We start from the raw sequence: 18,033 nt of genomic DNA, 5'->3' as shown, positions 1-18,033 counted from the left end.
AGTTTAGGCCTCGCTGGCCAGCTCAGCATCGATTTTCGCTGCCCGCTTTGCTGCTCGTCGATCGTGGAGCCACGCAATGAACGCTGCGGAAAAGTACAGAATAACCATGGGGATCGCCAAGAGGAACATCGAGACGACATCAGCCGCCGGTGTTGCCATGGCGGTGAACACGCAGATCAACAGGATCGCAACTCGCCAGCCCTTGAGGATTGCGCTGGCCGAAAGGACTCCCACAAAGTTCAGCAACACGATGAATACCGGCAGCACAAAGGCGATTCCGATTGCCAGCATCAGTTTGACGATGAAGTCGTAGTAGTACTTGGCGTTGAGGTTTGAGAGATCCTGGTCACCGGCAAAGCTGAGCATCAGCGTCACGATGTTCGGCATAATGAGCCAACCAGCAGCACAACCGGCCAAGAACAGCGGGATTGCTGCCGAAAGGAACCCGATGGCGTACTGCTTTTCTTTGCGCACCAGCCCCGGAACGAGGAAAGCCCAAATCTGGTACAGCCACACGGGGCTAGCCGCGACGATTCCCACCGTCAAAACGATTTGAAAGTGGATGTCAAAAGCCTGCGTTACGGCGTCGTAATTGAGCGCCGCGCCGCGCCCCGTTGCATCCGCGATGTTAGTAATCGGCGCACGCAGAGCATCGATGACAAACTCGACAACAAAAATGGCACCGATGCCGGTGACAACGATTGCGATCCCGGCAATCGTCAACCGCTTTCGCAGCTCTATCAGGTGGGCTCCGAGCGACATCCGTTCGTCGCTCTTATTACGCCACCTATTGGTAACGGCCATAAAAACTAAGGCTTTGGAGGGGTGGAGTCGTCGGTGTCACTCGACGACGGGCTTGTACTGTCGCCGTTCTCGTCCTTCATCGTCTTCACTTCGCTGCGAAAAATTCGCATTGATTGACCAACGCTGCGAGCGAGACCCGGGAGCTTGGGGGCGCCGAACAACAACACAATGACCACGAGAATAATGATCAGGTGTACCCCGGAGAGATTACCAAGCATGTGGGTTGATCCTTAAGTCGTCGAACACTACGTCGTGCCATCATACCTAGGACGGTGCCCGGGATCGAAAGATCAAACGAGTTCAGCGTTGATCGCGGTCGTCTGTAGCGCTCGGGGCAAACTCCACGGGGAACCACCGCTGCGGGTGCGAGCCGAAACCGACCAAAATATAGTCGGAGCGGCTGGCGCGCTTGGGGTGGTAGAGAACTACTGCCTCTTTCTTGAGAAGTTGCGAATCTCCGGCGCTGACTAGTGACTTTATGACAGTGCGTTCGGTTCCGGCGTTGTCCGTGTACCGAAGAGCGATTCGAGGACTACGACGGCCACGGAGATAGAGACTACTGGTCGCCTTAGTCTGGGCGCCGGTAGTGAGCAATAGCGCGCGGATCGCGCGTCGACGTAGCCAGATTGCGCTCCACAACAATGCAAGAAACAGGATCGCTACGGCAAAAAGCCAGCCCACTACGACCAGCTTTCAGGCCACTGTACGGTGCTCGCATCCCGTTTCGTGATGCGCTTAGCGCGTGCGATGCGACGGTCGTGACGGTCACGTTTGAGATCGATGCGACGCTGTCTTTGCGACTCATGATGAGCACGAATAGCGCTCATCTCGGCGAGGATAGCAATCTGCGGCGAGCTGAGTTCTGCCGCCTCTCCGTCGAGAATTGCGGTCTTATCAACCACTGCAGACAACTCGTGCATCACCGATATTGCCTTGCGAAAGAGCCGGTAAGCGAGCAAAGAGAGCACGATCAACAGTGTGAGCACCAGGCCCGTCCACATAAGAAGCCATCCCCACCACGGAATCACGGCAGCACCGACGCCGATTCCGCGTAGCGATCGACGCCGGCGCGAGCCCACAGTGCAACGGCATCGCGAGCGTCAGCAGGCGAAACCACAGTGACGACACCGGGGAGCCCCGCAATCAGTCTTTTGAGCCCGTGAAAGTGGGGAACTCGAACTGTCGTTCGCACTCGATCCCCCGACGGAACAAGGGTGGCGTCGGGCGCTACGTAGTCGCCCAACAGCGGAATAGCACTCTTGACAACATCGATCGTGACCTCAAAGTCCTCGGGTGATGCATCGAAAAGAGTCTCAGGCAGACTCACGTCGGCTGCCGTATGAGTAATCGGTTCGGACGTCATAGTGGGGCTAGAGACGCGATCAAGGCGGAACGTTCGCACATCTTCGCGGGAGTGACACCAGCCGCGCACATACCAGTCGGCATCCACGGACTCAACGCGAAGCGGGTCAATATGACGGCGTTCCGACTCCCCTCGCGAGTTTCGGTAATCGAACTCGATCTGGGTGCCTGCAGCGACAGACTCACGAATGAGAGCGAGGGTCTCATCAAGCTCGCTCCGCTCGACGCCCACTGCCGTCGGCTGAGCGGATGCTCCACGCGAGAGTTTCGACATCAAGGTCGCGATTGCCGCACGATCAGCGTGTTCCGGCAACCCCGAAAGATACTGCAGGCCAGCAATGAGGGCGGATGCCTCACGAGCGGAAAACCGTGGAGAGTCATCGATCGCGACCATGTGGGTCAGAACGATCTGGTCGTTCTCTTCAAAATCGTCCCACGCGATATCGAACAAGTCACTGTCTTGATAAGTGGCCGTCTCGCCGGGAATCCCGGACACTGCGATCAGACGCACGGCATCCCGAATTTGCTGTTCGGGAACTCCAAAGTGTGCTGCCGCCTCGGACACGCTTGTACGGTCGTGATCCATCAAGTACGGGACGAGTGCGAGGAGGTAGACGAGTTTGTCTTGAGCCCGTAATGGTTGAATTTTCTTAGCCATGGTCTGCCGCCGTTCTCGTGAGACGCTCGATCACTGCAGAGCGCAGGAGCGTCGGGGAAACCACGAGCACTTCTGGCCCGAAGCTCGCCAGTTCGTCGGCAAAGATGTTGAGGTCAGTGAAATGCAGTTCAAGGTCAGTTGACGGGCTCGTGGTCGCTCCGCGTCGTTTGCTTAAGCGAGTTGCCGCATCGGTGCCAGGCTCGACACGCACCACAGCAACGTTCTCCTGCCAGACAGCTTCTAGTTCCGCCAGTGCGAGCGCCGCAGCATCCACCGTAGATTCAGCGAATGGTTTCTTCGTGGTCCTGACGTCGCTGACGATGCGGCGAAGCAGAAACGTTTTAAAAAGATTTGTCGCAGGATCTTTCGCGTAGAGATGCCAACGACCCTGGTGCTGCACGAGGGCAAGCGGGGCGACAGTGCGTTGCGACGAGACTTGATCCCCTGGCTTCAGATAGTCGAACGACACCAATACGCGCTTGTCGAGCGCAGAACGCAGAGGTTCGAAAGATTCCTCACGCACCCGCAACTGAGGCGCATAGCTGAGTACCGGCTCGGCCGTAGCGACTCCGAGTGACCGAAGTTTCACCATTGCACGTCGAGACTCTTCAGAAAGTGAACCCTCACGCCAGACCATTGCGGCGAGCCCGAGAAGAGTTGACTCTTCTGCCGAAAAACTGATGTCGTCAGGGAGCTCATAATCGACGCGCGGAATGCGGTAGCGCAAGTTGTGATTATTGCCGGCTTGTTCTGGCGACTCAATCGTTTCGAGTGGCACCCCGAGCTCACGAACATCGTCTTTATCGCGCTCGAACTGGCGCTCAAGGTTCGAGTTGTCACCAGAGTGCACGAAGCGTTGACGGTATCCCTGAACGGTCGACAAAATTTCGCTCTTCGTCAACCCAGCCTCAGATGAAAGCAACGCCAAAACTAGGCTAAATAGTCGTTCCTCGTTAGGAACTTTGGGTACTGGCACGAGTCAAATCCTATGTCTCTGACACCCGGCCGTGTCGTAGTTGAACGATTACTGCTCTTGAATTCCCAGAATGTCAAAAACAAACACGAGCGTCTTGCCTGGAGTGACGCCTTCGGGTTCGCTTCCCTCGGGGAATCCCACATCGGGGGGAAGAACGACGAGGATCTGAGAACCGACAGTCTGTCCGATCAGAGCTTCGGCCAACCCGACCGGAAGCCCACCGTCAGTGGTTTCATTGCTCTCGATGAGAACTGGAATAGGAACGCCAGTGCCGTCCCACGTGTCGCGGAAGGTGTCTGCGGCATCCCACTCGACGCCGCTGATGTGCATTACCGCGAGGTCGCCAGAGGCGAGCGCGTCCCCAGAGCCTACTTTCAGGGCCGAGAATGCTAGCTCGCTAGGAGCCTCAGATCCGGGGAACGTGAAGCCGGGCTGACCGTTTGGAGCAAGGACTACAGCGGGGAGACCAGCAAGAGGAACGCGATTCGCGCCGGTAGCCCTACCGGGATACCGCAGTTCGACATCGCTGACCATGACGATGGTGTCATCTTCGGCGAGAGGAAGTTGGTATTGAGCGATGCTCTCAGCGCCCAAGATGTCGCCGGCAGTTCCCACTGTTGCGATTCGTGATCCGACAGTAGAGCACTGTGCGATTTCACCGAAGTGGGGTTCACGGTCGACGACAGAGACCAGCAGCCCCGGGTTGTCGTGTCCAGAAGATATCAGCTGTTCGCCCGTTTCTCCGTTATAAATCGTGATCTGCAACGAGGCGACGTCGTCTTTATTGACTTGTTGACCATCGCCAACAGAAACGATGTGGCTCTCAACATCGTTGGCGACGAGAGGGGTAGGAAAGCGAGCCTCGGGGTCGGAATTGATCATGCCGTCTGCGCTCACAAGTGCAGAGTTGCTGCCTTCTGAGAACACGGGAGAACACGCTGCCAGATCGAACTGGCCGTTCGCACAACCGGTCAACGAGACTACGACTCCGGCGCTGAGGGCCACCACTGCAAGCTTGCGCACAAACACTCTTTTCTTCGACACAGACATCGCCAACACTCTACCGGTCAGAAGACGCGGCCTCTGCCGCAGCCTTCGCTTCTCTCGCCGTCTTTCGGAGGCGTTTCGCACTAGTGCTCCGCTCCCCCAGCGCTCCCGGCGTCCAGATCTCGACATCCTCATCACTGAAGTCAGTTTTGGAGGCGCGACGTTTGAGCTCGGGCAGGACCGAGCCAGGGGCTAGTCGGCGAGCGGTCATCAGAAAACCAGTGTGCGCCACCATGCGGTGATCCGGGCGAACGGCGAGGCCCTCAACATGCCAACCTCGCACGATCGTTTCGCTGGAATCCGGCTCAGTGAACAATCCGGTAGCGCGAATCGCCTCTGCAACGCGAGACAACTGAGTGACCGTGGCGATGTAGCAGAGCAAGACTCCACCCGGAGTGAGCGCCGTTGCGCATTCTTCGATGCACTCCCACGGCGCGAGCATATCGAGCACTACACGATCAACAGAGCCGGGCTCTGTGACGGCGGGCAGCTGTTCTTGCAAGTCACCAACCGTTACCGACCAGTTCTCTGGCTTAGCGCCGAGAAAAGCCTCAACGTTTGACTGGGCAATTTCGGAGAACTCTTCACGGCGTTCGAAAGAACTCAAACGACCGCTTGGCCCGATTGCGCGCAGTAACCATAAGGAGAGAGCTCCCGATCCGACTCCTGCCTCGACTACGTGTGCGCCGGGAAAGATATCGGCTTGACCGATAATTTGTGCCGCATCTTTCGGATAGATGATCGCTGCACCGCGCGGCATCGACATCACAAAGTCAGTGAGCAGCGGGCGCATCGCCAAATACTCGATGCCATTTGAGCTGGTGACGATGCTGGCATCCGGAACACCGATTACGAGGTCATGGCTCAACACGCCGCGATGCGTGTGAAACTCTCCCCCAGCCTCGAGCGTGACGGTGTTGAGGCGACCTTTCGGGCCGGTGAGCTGAACACGGTCACCAATGCGGAACTCTCCGCTCTGTCGTCGAAATACGTCGGTCATTGAGAGGCCACCTTTGTGTGGAGTTCAGAGAGATGTGCAAGCGTGCGCCCGGCGAGAGTCGGCCAGAGAGCATGTGTTTGCTCGGCGGGGATATCGACCATGAAAGGAACGCCGATAACGGTCGCGCCAGAGGAAAATGCAGACGTTGCGCCGGGAGGAGAATCTTCGATCGCGACGCAATCAGAGATCGAGACGCCCAGGGTCTTCGCACCAAGGAGGTATGCCTCCGGATGCGGCTTCGGCTGTTCAACATCGTCACCAGCGATAACCGCATCGAAGCCCACGAACCCCAAGTTGTCGACGACATGGTGCGCCATCCGCGTAATCGACATGGTGACAAGCGCCGTAGGGACGCTGGCCTCGCGAATCTCGAGCAGCAACTCGCGTGCACCGGGGCGCCACGGGATACCAAACTCTTCCAACTGAGTCATCACGCGGTCGGTGAGGCGATCGACAATCGTCTGAGCCTCCAGAGCTACGCCCTTGCTCTGCATGGCGCGTGCTGAGTTGAAGAGCCCGCTCCCGACAACGGCCAATGCGTCGTCGTGGGTCCATTCACCCCCGAACGATTCAACGATCTCTACTTCGGCGGCGATCCAGTACGGTTCGGAATTTATGAGGGTGCCGTCCATGTCCCATAAAACGGCAGCCGGAGTGGAATGAGTCACAACGCACCATCGTAGTTCTATCCTTGGGTTAGTGACATTCGTGGCACTCAACCAAAAGGAGAACAGTGACGAACACCCCATTCGCGAACGGTCGACTCTTGGTCGTCGCCTTCGAGGGGTGGAATGACGCCGGAGAGGCGGCCAGTGGCGCCGTCAGATCCCTCAAAGAGCAGCTAGACGTCTATCCCATCGCCGAAGTCGATCCCGAAGAGTACTTCGACTACCAGTTCAACCGTCCAGTGGTGGCATACGACGACGACGGAGACCGCTCACTGACGTGGCCATCTGTGGCCATTTACGGTCCCTCGCGCCCTAATACTGCTCGGCCAGAGAGCATTGCCGGGGATGCAGACCTGCAACTCAGTGCAAACAATCATTCGAACATCTACCTACTCCTGGGCACCGAACCTTCCCGATCCTGGAAGACCTTCACGAGAAATATTCTCGAAACGATCGTCGACAACGGCATCACGTCGATCGTGTTTCTCGGTGCAATGCTCGCCGATGTTCCTCACACGCGACCAATCTCGGTCTTCACCTCAAGCGAGAACCCCGCAGTTCGCTCTGCGATGGGAATCGAGCGCAGCAGCTATGAAGGCCCCGTCGGCATCCTCTCGGTGCTGGGGCAAGCCGCGGAGGCGGCGGGGATTAGAACAATGTCGATTTGGGCATCAGTGCCTCACTACGTGCACAATGCGCCATCGCCTAAGGCGACTTTGGCGATCATCGACAAGTTGGAAGAGATTGTCGATGTCGTAATTCCTCGTGGTGAGCTCGTCAGTGAGGCCACAGACTGGGAAACGGGAATCGATGCTCTGGCGGGAGAAGACGACGATATGTCTTCGTACATTGAGCAGCTAGAGCGTGCACGAGACACCGTTGACTCCCCCGAAGCGAGCGGTGAAGCGATCGCTCAGGAATTCGAGAAGTATCTTCGCCGCGGCGATGACAAGCCCGATCAGGGATCGGCCGGCGACGAGCCGTGGCGGGGCAAGGACTAAGGGCGCTCGACGCCTCAGGACGCGCACAAGCGCTCTTATGTTGCGGCAGTATCTCGCCGCTACGCCTAGATAGGCTGGATTACGTTGAGCGATAGCAATACGTAAAGTGCTACGCCCAGCAGCACGCGATAGATCACGAATGGCAAGAACGATCGTTTTTCGATGTACCGCATGAGGGCAGCGATCACGAAGTATCCAACGACGAATGCGACCACGGTGGCAGCAGCAGTTTCGGCGTAGGTGAAGACCTGTATTGGTTCGCCAAAGCTATGGACGAGTTCGTAGAGTCCGCTGCCGAAGACGGCAGGGATCGCGAGGAGAAATCCGAATCGCGCAGCGGCGGGGCGCGTGTAGCCGAGCGCGAGGCCCGCTGTCATTGTCGAGCCAGACCGGGAAACACCAGGAACGAGCGCGAGCACCTGTGCGAGACCGATCGTGATGCCGTGGTTGTACTTCATGTCGTCGAGTGCTCGCGTGCGCTTTCCCCAGTAATCGGCGATCCCCAAGATAATGCCGAACACGATCAAGACCGTCGCGACCAGCCACAGCGAGCGAAAGGTTGAACGAATGTACTCCTGGGCGAAGTAACCGACGAGGACGATAGGCACCGTGCCGATGATAACGAGCCAGCCGAGCCGGACGTCTGGGTGGTTCTTATCGACTACTTCTTGGTGGGAACCGCTCGACCGGCGAAACTGCTGAAACCAACGGCTCAGAATGCGGGCAATGTCTTTGCGGAAGTAAAGAATGACGGCGAGTTCTGTGCCCAACTGGGTGATTGCCGTGAATGTCGCCCCTGGGTCACTTGCGGAGGGCAAAAATTCGCCCATGATGCGCAAGTGTGCGCTCGACGATATGGGAAGAAACTCGGTGAGCCCCTGAACAAGCCCAAGAATAATGGCCTCAATAAAGCCCATGCGATGCTCCCGATCAGAAGAAAACTAGTACTTGATAAGCAGGTCTCCCAGGACCTGCCTGCCAAAGACTAGTGCGTCAAGCGGTACTCGTTCGTCAACACCGTGGAACATGCCAGGAAAGTCGATCTCCGGGGGCAGTTGGAGAGGCGCAAAGCCATACCCTGTGATGTCGAGCCGCTTGAGAGCCTTGTTGTCGGTGCCGCCAGACATCAGGTACGGCAAAACGGGTGCACCCGGATCGAAAACACCGAGGCTGGCAATCATCGCGTCGACTAGCGGACCATCGAAACTAGTCTCAAGCCCAATATCGCGGTGCATGATCTCGATCTCAATCTCATCGGGAAGTAGTGCACGCACTTGGGCGAGCACGTCATCCTCTTCCCCCGGAAGAGTGCGGATGTCGATGAGCGCCTCGGCGAAGTCAGGGATTACGTTGTGCTTGTAGCCGGCGTTGAGCAGTGTCGGGTTGCTCGTAGTGCGCAGCGTCGCCTGCAAAAACCCCGAAGCGGTTCCTGTGGCAAGAATCAGCTGGTCGGGGCCGACCTCTTCTGGGTCGATGTTGAGGATTCGCGATAGTTCAGAAATCAGCAACGTCGTTGTATCGGTGAGTCGAACTGGCCATTCCTGGCGGCCGAGGACTGCGACTGCCTCAGCGAGTTTGGTGACGGCGTTGTTGCTGATTACTCGAGAGCCGTGGGCGGCCATGCCGCGCGCAGTTAGCTTGATCCATACAAGTGCTTTCTCGCCGGTTTGCAGCAAGTATGCCCGCTGTCCTTGGAGGTCGACAGAATATCCGCCTACTTCGCTGATGGCTTCAGTAGCACCGTCAAAAACATCTGCGTGATGGTCAACCATGAAGTGTGAGCCGAACTCTCCGCCGTTTTCTTCGTCAGAGAAGAACGCGATGATCAGGTCGCGCGCCGGAAGTTTGCCAGCGCCCAGAATGTCACCAAGCGCGGTGATGATCATGGCGTCCATGTTTTTCATGTCGACGGCACCGCGGCCCCAGAGAAGGCCGTCCCGAATCTCTCCACCAAACGGGTCGACTGACCAGTTCTTGGGGTCTGCGGGAACCACATCGGTGTGACCGTGCAGGATCAGCGCCGGGCGCTCTTGTGCGTGCGGAGCCGACGACTCGGTGTCGTAACTACCCTCGACGCGGGCTACAACGGTCGTGCGGCCTGTTGCGGCATCGAAGTACCGAGTGGTTAGTCCCATCTCTTCTAGAAGCGCGCCAAGATATTCGGCCGCCACTGTCTCTCCATTCGATCGACCCTCTCCGTAGTTCGAGGTGTCGAAGCGAATGAGATCTTGCGCGATTTGAGCGGTGCGCTCGAGAGGAAGCTCAGAAGTCATATGGCCACGCTAGCCGTCTGACCGGGAAAAATCTGCACGCCACGGTATAGCCGAAAGCACGCGCGCCGCGTCAGCGATTGGAGTCGTCATTCGTCGTTCAAAAAGGATGCTATTCTCTTATCTCGGCGGTGCTCTTGTAGCGCCGCAGATGCGCGCGGATGGCGGAATTGGTAGACGCGCTAGCTTGAGGTGCTAGTGCCCGTAAGGGCGTGGGGGTTCAAGTCCCCCTTCGCGCACAGCGAATGATTCGGACTATCGAATCAGTGATTGAAAGAAAGGTCGGCGGCCAGATTTATCTGGTTGTCGGCCTTTTTTTGTGCGCAAAAGTCGGCGTTGGTTGAGGAAACGCGACATCTTCCCTAAATGTTAGTTCCCTGAATCCGGCGACGCTTCTCAGATTAACGATGTATCGTTGAGTATCGGCGAGGCCGTTCGTGCCCCGCATCCACGGAGTGGAGGATCAACATGAACAATTCATTCGGAACCGGTGGCCGCAACTCTCGCCGCCCGTTCGCAGACGCATTCGACCACGCAGGCCAAGGCCTCTGGGAGGCCTTTGACAACGTGCGTTCAGAATTCGACCGGCGAGTAGCGCCTCGGATGGGCCGTGGCGATGTACGCGTCGCAATTCTTAGTTTGTTGGCTGAACAGTCAATGCACGGCTACCAGATCATTCGCGAAATCGAGAAGCGAAGCAACGGGTCCTGGAAACCAAGCCCTGGCTCGGTTTATCCCACGCTTCAGCTGCTCGCAGATGAGGGCCTCATCGAATCGCACGAAGCTGACGGGAAAAAGACCTACACAATCACTGAAAAAGGGCACGAAGAGGTGAAGTCAAGCCGTCCGGCGCCGTGGCATAACTCTGAGTCACGCGATTCGTCTCGCCCAACTGCGCTCCCCCATGCCGCAGCGAAACTCGCAGAAGCAGTGATCCCCATCATGCGCAACGGCACCGCTGAGCAGGTCGATGAGGCGATCACAATTGTCGATGATGCTCGTCGTAAGCTTTACGCAATCCTCGCCCAAGACTGATCAGACGGCGCCGCTCGGTGGCACCAGGGAGAATTGATGACCGACTCTAGACAGCTGCGCGCCCGCTATCGACGGATATTGCGCTTCGCTGCCCGGTACATGATTCTTGAGTGGTGGTTCGAACTCGTTCTGCCGCGTTTCGGCCTCGAACGCGTCGCAGCGCGGCGGCGCCTCACTCGTGCCGCCCGGATAGCCCGCAATTTCCATACCCTTGCGGTCGACCTCGGCGGTCTCATGATCAAAGTGGGACAGTTTATGTCTTCGCGGCTTGACGTTCTGCCCAAGGAGATCACTCGCGAACTCGAGGGGCTGCAGGACGAAGTGCCTGCCGTTGACTTCGCCCATATCCGTGACAGTGCCGAGCGCGAACTTGGGCTCCCCCTTGAGCGTGCTTTCGAGTTTTTCGATACAGCGCCGATAGCTGCCGCGTCCTTTGGCCAAGTGCACCGTGCTCGGCTTCTCTCCGCTGACGCGAATGATGTGGGGTTCGCGGATGTCGTTGTCAAGGTGCAGCGACCGGGAATCGCCGAGATTATTGAGGTCGATCTCTCAGCGCTGCGCAGAGTCGCCCGCTGGCTTAGTCGCGTGAGATTCATTTCGCGGCGAGTAGATCTTCCGGCGCTCCTAGAAGAATTCGCGGTCATCAGCTTGCGCGAGATCGACTACCTCAATGAGGGAAGCAACGCGGAGCGCTTCGCTGAAAACTTCGTCAATGACGCAAGAATCGAAGCGCCAGAAGTCGTCTGGGAGCGTTCCTCGCGAAGAGTTCTCACTCTCGCTGACGCCACGGCAATAAAGATAAATGACCTCTCCCGGCTCGAGGCAGCGGGAATCGACCCCGCCGAGGTTGCGGACGAGCTTTCGCGCGCGATGTTCGAACAACTATTCATTCACCGCTTCTTTCACGCCGATCCCCATCCCGGAAACATTTTCGTTACGCCAGCAGATCCTGAACGCGCCGACACCTCAACGCCCGACTGGACGCTCACATTCATCGACTTCGGGATGATGGGTGAGGTTCCAGAAAACCTCAGTCGAGGATTGCAGCGACTCATCATTGCCGCAGCCGCCCGCGATGCCCCAGGTTTGGTCTCGAGCGTACGAGATATGGGAATCCTCCTTCGGACTGCTGAAACTGCGCCGCTCGAACGTGCCATGGGAGAGCTTTTTGACCGTTTCGGCGGAATGGGCTTCACTGAGCTCCAAAGAGTGGACCCCGAAGAGTTCAGGGAATTCGGCAACGAGTTCGGCGACGTGATGCGCACCATGCCTTTCCAACTTCCCGAAAACTTTCTGCTGATCATCCGAGCCGTCTCAGTTACCTCAGGCGTGGCCAGCAATTTGAATGCCGCCTATAACGTCTGGACAGCAATCGAACCGTTCGCCAAACGACTTGCCGTCGATGAGGGCGGCGGCACGGCGAAAGAATTCGCGAAACAGGCGCTGTCCTCAGCCGGACTGTTGTTGCGCCTGCCACAGCAGCTCGAAAGCATTGCCACGCTGATGCAACGCGGTCAACTCGCGGTTGAGACGCCGGGAGCGGATAAGCGACTACGCGTGATCGAACAACTCACGAGACGCGTGCTGTCCGCTGTGCTCTTCACCGGAATGCTCATCGGCGGAATCCTCCTACGGCAGACAGATCCGACTCTGGGTCTAATGCTGGTAATTGCTTCGGGTCTTCCGCTCGCTCACGCTCTCTTCGCAGGCACCCTGAATCGAAACCGATTGTTTTAAGTTCTTCGATTCGGTCGACAGTACCTATACTCCGCGGAGCGGCTAGCTGCCTGTGAGTAACCCGCGAATGTACGCGATCCGCTATCGTGTTAGAGGACCCAGACACACCTCACTGTTGTCCGCTCTTGTCTAGCCAGGCTATCCCTGGTCGCTAGCCGGCAACGTCGCTGGCGTTCTGCCGTGTGGATTTCGCACCTAGGCTCCTCAAACACTTAGTAAACCGCGCCCTTGAATGGCGCATTTCGCAGGAGATTATTATCGCTATCGCTCAAACACCCCGACCTAATCGGTACCGTGCTGACCCGTCAGTCTTGACGGCGCTCCGCACGCCACGCATCCTTACTCGTGAAGTGTTGGCAGGGCTGGTAGTAGCGCTCGCATTGATTCCTGAGGCGATTTCGTTCTCGATCATCGCCGGAGTTGACCCGCGAGTCGGGCTGTTTTCCTCGTTCGTCATGGCCGTATCGATCGCGTTCCTCGGCGGACGACCGGCAATGATTACCGCAGCAACCGGTGCGATCGCTCTCGTGATCGCCCCTGTTGCCCGCGAGTACGGTATGGACTACCTCATCGCCACGGTGATTCTCGGTGGACTGATTCAAGTGGTCATGGGCGTGCTTGGAGTAGCTAAGCTCATGCGATTCATACCCCGAAGCGTCATGCTCGGCTTCGTGAACTCGCTTGCCATCCTGATCTTCACCGCTCAACTGCCCCACCTGATCAACGTGCCCTGGTTGGTTTACCCCCTCGTCGGAGTCGGACTCATCATTATGGTCTTGATGCCGCGGTTCACTAAGGTGATTCCCGCGCCGCTCGTCGCGATCGTGTTGATAACTATTGCGACTGTGACGATGGCGATCGCGGTACCGACCGTCGGCGATCAGGGCGAACTCCCCCGCAGCCTTCCTGAACTCTTTATCCCGAACGTTCCATTGACGTGGGACACGCTGTCAATCATTGGCCCGTTCGCTCTCGCCATGGCCCTCGTAGGCCTCCTCGAGTCGCTGCTGACGGCCAAACTCGTCGATGACATCACCGACACTCACTCCCGCAAGACGCGCGAGGCGTGGGGTCAGGGCGTCGCGAACGTGCTCTCGGGTCTGTTCGGTGGCATGGGTGGCTGCGCCATGATTGGTCAAACTATGATCAACGTCAAGGCATCTGGTGCACGCACCCGGATTTCAACGTTCTTGGCCGGCATCTTCTTGCTCATACTGGTCGTCGTATTGGGCGATATCGTCGCGGTAATCCCGATGGCCGCCCTCGTCGCGGTAATGATCATCGTTGCTGTCTCAACCTTCAACTGGCACAGCGTGCGTTGGTCGACTATCAAACGCATGCCAAAGAGTGAAACCACCGTCATGGTGGCGACCGTCCTTGTCGTCGTGGCCACTCACAACCTAGCAATCGGCGTGCTTGTGGGCGTTATCGTTGCCATGGTTGCCTTCGCTCGCCGAGTCGCCCACTTTGCGACCGTTGACCGCTCGCTTCCCGAAGATGAGACCGTACCCACGGCGTACTACCGCGTAAATGGCGAGCTCTTCTTCGCGTCCAGCAATGACTTGACCACCCAATTCGAGTATGCCGATGACCCCGACAGAGTGATCATTGACATGTCGAACTCGCACATCTGGGATGCATCAACCGTTGCGGCGCTGGATGCAATTACGACTAAATATGAGCGCCACGGAAAGCGCGTTGTTCTCGTCGGACTCAACGAAGCTAGCAAGTACATGCATGAGCGGCTCGCGGGAAACCTCGGTGGCGAAGGCTAATTAGCGCAGTTTAGCTCGCCAACGGCTCGGTCGAGATCGTTGAATGATGCGTGTTGGCGGTGCCATACGCAGCCGTAACAAGGATAGGCAAGTGATCGGACGAGCCGCGAGCGAGTGTCTCCACGCCTTCGATCGTGAAGCCCTGTGACGTCACAAAATCGAAGTGTCCACGGAAGAACTTGTAGTTGGTATAGGTCATTCGGTCGCTGAGAGAAAGATCGTAGCCGGTCTTTTTTACTCGTTGAGATAGCCCGTCTTTGAACAGCGGGTAGTTGTAGTCGCCCACCATGAGAATCGGTGCGCCCGTCCCCAGCGTCTGAAGCATTTCGTGCGCTGCCTTGATCTGATTACGACGCAACGAGTTGAGTGCGGTAAGCGGTGCGGCGTGGAACGATGCCAGCACGAGCTCGTGCCCAGAGTCTCGGTCGAGTAAGCGCGAGCCAACTAGGCGTTCGGTTGTCGGAGTGAAAAGCCGATCATGCAGCGACTTCTTGAGTTCGAATGACTGGCTCGCAGTCTGCTCGTATCGTTCACGCCGATAGTAGACGGCGAGGCCGAGCCTGTTGTACTTGGTTGAGTCGGCTAGGTGTAGATCACCAATTTCCTGGGGAAGTTCCGATGAGATTACCTCTTGAAGGCACAGTGCATCGAGGTCTGGGGTCTCGGCAAGAGCTGCCAACTCGGTGGCGGCTCTGTTCTTGCGAAGGTTGTAGCTAATTACGCGAATCACGAATCCAAATACCTCTTTCTTAAGAGAAAACTAGCCTAAACGCCACGACACGGATGCGCGGCACATTGTCGGTTCGAGAGCAAACGCACAGGAATCCCGACGATCACAATGATTACGCCCGCCACGACACCCACTAACGGAACCGTAGCGATGAGCACCAGGCAGGCCCCGGCCCCGAGTACGTTGACAGCTCGCGGAACGCGTCGCTGAGTTGAGGGCTGAGTGAACGCGGCTATATTCGCCACAAAGTAGTAGAGCAAAACACCGAACGAGGAGAAGGCGATCGCGCCACGAAGATCGGCGATCGACACGACCGCGATAACCACAGCGGCGAGAACTAGTTCGGCCCGATGCGGCACCGCGAACTTCGGATGCACGGCGCTAAGCCACCTCGGCACATCACTATTACGAGCCATCGCCAGCGTGGTACGTCCAATTCCGGCCATCAGCCCCAGCAGGGCGCCAAGCGAAGCGACACCGGCAGCAATTGAGACAACGCCGGAAGCCCAGCCCCAACCTGCAGCCTCCATTAGCTCAGCCACCGGTGCTGGTGACTGAGCGAGGCGGTCTTCCCCTAACACCGCGAGCATAACGATTCCCACGGCAAGGTAGAGCGCTGCCGTAATCGCCAGTGCGATCATTATGGCGCGAGGAATGACCCGACGAGGATCGACGACTTCCTCCCCTAACGTGGCGATTCGGGCGTATCCCGCAAACGCAAAGAACAAAATCCCGGCTGATTGAAGAACGCCGTAAAGGTCAAATCCCCCAGAGACCGTAATCGGGTGCGTTCCCATCGCGGCCGAACTTGTGGAAACGACCAGGACTCCAACGAGAACAATGAGAACAAACCCCACGACGATCTTTGTGGCGAACGCGGTCCGGGTGACCCCGAGTAGGTTCACGACCGTGAGTGCGACAACGGCCATGATGGCAACGGGTTTCTCCCAGCCAACCGGCGCAACGTAGGCGGAGAACACGAGAGCCATGGCGGCACAGCTGGCGGTTTTGCCAACTAAGAAAGACCAGCCGGCAGTGAAACCCCACCACGGCCCTAGCTGCTCTCTGCCATAGGCGTACGTGCCACCGGCTACCGGGAATACGGCTGCAAGCTGAGCCGACGCGGCCGCGTTGCACCACGCGACTACAGCGGCAATTCCCAGACCAATCAGAAGGCCAGCACCGGCGGCTTGAGCCGCCGGAACGAATGCCGCAAACACTCCAGCACCGATCATCGATCCGAGACCGATCATGATGGCATCGACAGTGTTCAATCGCCGAGAAAGCGTGGCGTTCGTATTCACGTGATCACCATACGCCCCCTAAGACGGCGGGTAGTGCCATGGGGACTCGCCTAGACATGAATGCTTAACGACCGGCTGAAGAACAACAGTTGTCGGAACGACTACTCCACGAAACGGATTCCATTGCTGAGCCTCGTGCGGACATCGAAGAGCTCATTGCCGCCGATGTGCCGACCATTCGCGGACTCTGGACCAGTGCGGAGAAGATGGGCAAGAACACTCTGTCGCACCACGAGCGCAGGCTGCCCACGAACGGAACCCAACGACCGTTGCGGTTCCGCAAGCGCGTCGTCGGGCACAACAATAACGAAGCAAGTGAATGCGACCTTGAGCTGGCGGCTCAGGATCTTCGCCCGAGATGCCAGCTCATGCATCGGCTTCTCTGGCTGCACGTCAGGCCCAATAAGCTCTCCGCGGCGAACCTTTACCGGTCCCCCGAAGTCCTCTGAGAGCATCGCAAACACTCCGGTGGGCCCCAGCACCACGTGATCGATTTTGCGTTCAGGCGAACCGGTTGCAACATCGTGCCACACAGTGAAACCAATCCCCAAGGTGCTCACCGTTCGCGCTGTAGCTTCCTCGGCAAGCGCATCTGCCAGGGTGCGACGAATCTCTCGTGGCGCACTCCGGACAAGCGCCGGGTCATACGGATCATCAAGGTTGACCCCGCGGCCAACCCACTCGCGCATTCCCTCTAAGAAGCGTTCTCGCCGCCAGCCGCCAGGATGACCATGCGCTCGGGCGCGTGGTCGTGAGTCTTCGCGCGCGTGTGAAGCGCCACGTGAGGAGAAAGGGGAACTTGATGACCGGGAAGAAGCCGATGCTCGTGATGAGTCGGAGCGCGCGGAATGCCCGGCATCGTAGCCCCGGCGTTTCTCAGGGGTACCGACGCGGTCCCAGGCGTGCTGGACCGCAGCAAAACGCTCAGGATCTCCGCCGGTATCGGGGTGAGTCGCGCGCAGTGCGCGGCGAAACGCTTTCTTCAGCTCAGCTTCGCTAGCCGATGCCTCAACTCCAAGAACCTCATAGGCGCTCGACGAGAGGGGGCTATCGGGCATGGACTCGCTTTCGTCGGGCGACGGACGCACTTTTCGGGTGAAGACTCCACTTTACCGAACGCGGCTGGCAACATCTGGGAGGTCATAGGCGAGTGCCCAGCCTGCGGGCGTAGCGTTGTTGTGTGACTGAACTCCGCGACATCCCTCTGACCACTATTGACGGCACATCAACTTCGCTTGCTGACTACAGCGACAAGGTAGTTCTCATCGTGAACGTAGCTTCCCGATGTGGCCTATCTCCGCAGTATGAGCAGTTAGAGGAGTTGCAGAAAATCTACGGCGAACGAGGGTTTGCCGTTCTCGGCTTTCCCAGTAATCAGTTTTTGCAGGAACTCGGCTCTGAAGAGGCGATTCAGGAATACTGCTCAACGACGTGGGGCGTCACGTTCCCCATGTTCGAAAAGGTCAAGCTCAATGGGCGGTCTGCTCACCCGCTGTACACCGAACTCAAGAAGACTCCAGACGATCTAGGCAAAGCAGGTCGGGTCATGTGGAACTTCGAAAAATTCTTGGTCATGCCGAACGATGACGTGCGGCGTTTTCGGCCGACAACGGTTCCGGATGACCCGGCGATCGTCACGGCGATCGAAGCCGCCCTCCCGGCTTAG

General features: G+C 57.9%; 19 protein-coding genes and 1 tRNA gene. 6 read left to right on the top strand and 14 right to left on the bottom strand.

Features of this window, described 5'->3' with window-relative positions; all coding sequences use genetic code 11:
• Positions 1 to 3: 3 nt before the first annotated feature.
• From tatC to FFT87_RS09850, 9 genes are all read right to left on the bottom strand, one after another.
• Positions 4 to 762 carry a twin-arginine translocase subunit TatC gene (gene tatC / locus FFT87_RS09890; RefSeq protein WP_219950785.1) on the bottom strand — a complete coding sequence of 253 codons (759 nt, stop codon included), beginning with the start codon at positions 760 to 762 and terminating at the stop codon, positions 4 to 6.
• A gap of 47 nt (positions 763 to 809) precedes the next feature.
• The gene (gene tatA, locus FFT87_RS09885; RefSeq protein ID WP_219948565.1) at positions 810 to 1,022 is read right to left on the bottom strand and encodes a Sec-independent protein translocase subunit TatA; all 213 of its coding nucleotides are present in this window, start codon (positions 1,020 to 1,022) and stop codon (positions 810 to 812) included.
• Positions 1,023 to 1,104: 82 nt separating this feature from the next.
• Complete coding sequence (locus FFT87_RS09880; RefSeq protein ID WP_219948564.1) at positions 1,105 to 1,485, bottom strand: hypothetical protein; 381 nt, start codon at positions 1,483 to 1,485, stop codon at positions 1,105 to 1,107.
• Positions 1,485 to 1,832, bottom strand: a complete 348-nt coding sequence (locus FFT87_RS09875) for a hypothetical protein (protein WP_219948563.1) — start codon at positions 1,830 to 1,832, stop codon at positions 1,485 to 1,487. Before FFT87_RS09875 ends, FFT87_RS09880 begins: the two co-directional genes overlap by 1 nt.
• Positions 1,829 to 2,824, bottom strand: coding sequence for a YafY family protein (locus tag FFT87_RS09870; RefSeq protein WP_219948562.1), 996 nt, complete (start codon positions 2,822 to 2,824; stop codon positions 1,829 to 1,831). The genes FFT87_RS09875 and FFT87_RS09870 overlap by 4 nt, the downstream gene beginning before the upstream one ends.
• Positions 2,817 to 3,800 (bottom strand): YafY family protein, encoded by a 984-nt coding sequence (locus tag FFT87_RS09865; RefSeq protein ID WP_219948561.1) that lies wholly within the window; start codon positions 3,798 to 3,800, stop codon positions 2,817 to 2,819. Before FFT87_RS09865 ends, FFT87_RS09870 begins: the two co-directional genes overlap by 8 nt.
• Positions 3,801 to 3,848: 48 nt before the next feature.
• Positions 3,849 to 4,850, bottom strand: coding sequence for an FKBP-type peptidyl-prolyl cis-trans isomerase (locus tag FFT87_RS09860; RefSeq protein ID WP_255559236.1), 1,002 nt, complete (start codon positions 4,848 to 4,850; stop codon positions 3,849 to 3,851).
• Positions 4,851 to 4,860: 10 nt separating this feature from the next.
• Complete coding sequence (locus tag FFT87_RS09855; protein WP_219948560.1) at positions 4,861 to 5,847, bottom strand: tRNA (adenine-N1)-methyltransferase; 987 nt, start codon at positions 5,845 to 5,847, stop codon at positions 4,861 to 4,863.
• On the bottom strand, positions 5,844 to 6,515 hold the full coding sequence (locus tag FFT87_RS09850; protein WP_255559234.1) for an HAD family phosphatase: 672 nt from the start codon (positions 6,513 to 6,515) through the stop codon (positions 5,844 to 5,846). The genes FFT87_RS09855 and FFT87_RS09850 overlap by 4 nt, the downstream gene beginning before the upstream one ends.
• A 65-nt stretch (positions 6,516 to 6,580) precedes the next feature.
• On the opposite strand from FFT87_RS09850, the gene FFT87_RS09845 reads away from it, so the two are divergent.
• Positions 6,581 to 7,516: a proteasome assembly chaperone family protein gene (locus tag FFT87_RS09845; RefSeq protein ID WP_219948559.1), complete on the top strand. Its 936-nt coding sequence runs from the start codon at positions 6,581 to 6,583 to the stop codon at positions 7,514 to 7,516.
• 65 nt (positions 7,517 to 7,581) lie between these two features.
• On the opposite strand, the gene FFT87_RS09840 is transcribed toward FFT87_RS09845, so the two are convergent.
• Both FFT87_RS09840 and FFT87_RS09835 read right to left on the bottom strand, forming a co-directional pair.
• Positions 7,582 to 8,433: an undecaprenyl-diphosphate phosphatase gene (locus FFT87_RS09840; protein ID WP_219948558.1), complete on the bottom strand. Its 852-nt coding sequence runs from the start codon at positions 8,431 to 8,433 to the stop codon at positions 7,582 to 7,584.
• Between the two features lie 24 nt (positions 8,434 to 8,457).
• Positions 8,458 to 9,789 (bottom strand): M20/M25/M40 family metallo-hydrolase, encoded by a 1,332-nt coding sequence (locus tag FFT87_RS09835; RefSeq protein ID WP_219948557.1) that lies wholly within the window; start codon positions 9,787 to 9,789, stop codon positions 8,458 to 8,460.
• A gap of 152 nt (positions 9,790 to 9,941) precedes the next feature.
• On the opposite strand from FFT87_RS09835, the gene FFT87_RS09830 reads away from it, so the two are divergent.
• The 4 genes from FFT87_RS09830 (at position 9,942) to FFT87_RS09815 (ending at position 14,333) form a co-directional block, all read left to right on the top strand.
• Positions 9,942 to 10,025: transfer RNA gene (locus FFT87_RS09830), tRNA-Leu, on the top strand.
• A 229-nt stretch (positions 10,026 to 10,254) separates the two neighbouring features.
• Entirely contained in the window at positions 10,255 to 10,821 is a 567-nt protein-coding gene (locus FFT87_RS09825) for a PadR family transcriptional regulator (RefSeq protein WP_219948556.1), read from the top strand.
• Between the two features lie 36 nt (positions 10,822 to 10,857).
• Positions 10,858 to 12,558, top strand: coding sequence for an AarF/ABC1/UbiB kinase family protein (locus FFT87_RS09820; protein WP_219948555.1), 1,701 nt, complete (start codon positions 10,858 to 10,860; stop codon positions 12,556 to 12,558).
• Positions 12,559 to 12,869: 311 nt separating this feature from the next.
• Complete coding sequence (locus FFT87_RS09815) at positions 12,870 to 14,333, top strand: SulP family inorganic anion transporter (RefSeq protein ID WP_255559210.1); 1,464 nt, start codon at positions 12,870 to 12,872, stop codon at positions 14,331 to 14,333.
• 10 nt (positions 14,334 to 14,343) lie between these two features.
• Here the strand turns inward: FFT87_RS09815 and FFT87_RS09810 are convergent, their stop codons facing one another.
• From FFT87_RS09810 to FFT87_RS09800, 3 genes are all read right to left on the bottom strand, one after another.
• Positions 14,344 to 15,060 (bottom strand): endonuclease/exonuclease/phosphatase family protein, encoded by a 717-nt coding sequence (locus FFT87_RS09810; RefSeq protein WP_219950781.1) that lies wholly within the window; start codon positions 15,058 to 15,060, stop codon positions 14,344 to 14,346.
• A 38-nt stretch (positions 15,061 to 15,098) separates the two neighbouring features.
• Entirely contained in the window at positions 15,099 to 16,367 is a 1,269-nt protein-coding gene (locus tag FFT87_RS09805; protein WP_219948554.1) for an APC family permease, read from the bottom strand.
• A 101-nt stretch (positions 16,368 to 16,468) separates the two neighbouring features.
• Complete coding sequence (locus tag FFT87_RS09800; protein ID WP_219948553.1) at positions 16,469 to 17,425, bottom strand: DnaJ domain-containing protein; 957 nt, start codon at positions 17,423 to 17,425, stop codon at positions 16,469 to 16,471.
• Positions 17,426 to 17,547: 122 nt separating this feature from the next.
• Between FFT87_RS09800 and FFT87_RS09795 the strand changes: the two genes are divergently transcribed.
• On the top strand, positions 17,548 to 18,033 hold the full coding sequence (locus FFT87_RS09795; protein WP_219948552.1) for a glutathione peroxidase: 486 nt from the start codon (positions 17,548 to 17,550) through the stop codon (positions 18,031 to 18,033).

It is taken from the genome of Salinibacterium sp. M195 (assembly GCF_019443965.1).
GTDB lineage: Bacteria > Actinomycetota > Actinomycetes > Actinomycetales > Microbacteriaceae > Rhodoglobus.
Note: the sequence above shows the minus strand (reverse complement) of the source record. Positions and strands in the feature narration are given on the sequence as shown.

Coding starts and splice junctions, on each gene's coding strand:
- tatC (WP_219950785.1), bottom strand. CDS start 762: ATGTCGCTCGGAGCCCACCTGATAGAGCTGCGAAAGCGGTTGACGATT.
- tatA (WP_219948565.1), bottom strand. CDS start 1,022: ATGCTTGGTAATCTCTCCGGGGTACACCTGATCATTATTCTCGTGGTC.
- FFT87_RS09870 (WP_219948562.1), bottom strand. CDS start 2,824: ATGGCTAAGAAAATTCAACCATTACGGGCTCAAGACAAACTCGTCTAC.
- FFT87_RS09860 (WP_255559236.1), bottom strand. CDS start 4,850: ATGTCTGTGTCGAAGAAAAGAGTGTTTGTGCGCAAGCTTGCAGTGGTG.
- FFT87_RS09855 (WP_219948560.1), bottom strand. CDS start 5,847: ATGACCGACGTATTTCGACGACAGAGCGGAGAGTTCCGCATTGGTGAC.
- FFT87_RS09840 (WP_219948558.1), bottom strand. CDS start 8,433: ATGGGCTTTATTGAGGCCATTATTCTTGGGCTTGTTCAGGGGCTCACC.
- FFT87_RS09835 (WP_219948557.1), bottom strand. CDS start 9,789: ATGACTTCTGAGCTTCCTCTCGAGCGCACCGCTCAAATCGCGCAAGAT.
- FFT87_RS09825 (WP_219948556.1), top strand. CDS start 10,255: ATGAACAATTCATTCGGAACCGGTGGCCGCAACTCTCGCCGCCCGTTC.
- FFT87_RS09820 (WP_219948555.1), top strand. CDS start 10,858: ATGACCGACTCTAGACAGCTGCGCGCCCGCTATCGACGGATATTGCGC.
- FFT87_RS09800 (WP_219948553.1), bottom strand. CDS start 17,425: ATGCCCGATAGCCCCCTCTCGTCGAGCGCCTATGAGGTTCTTGGAGTT.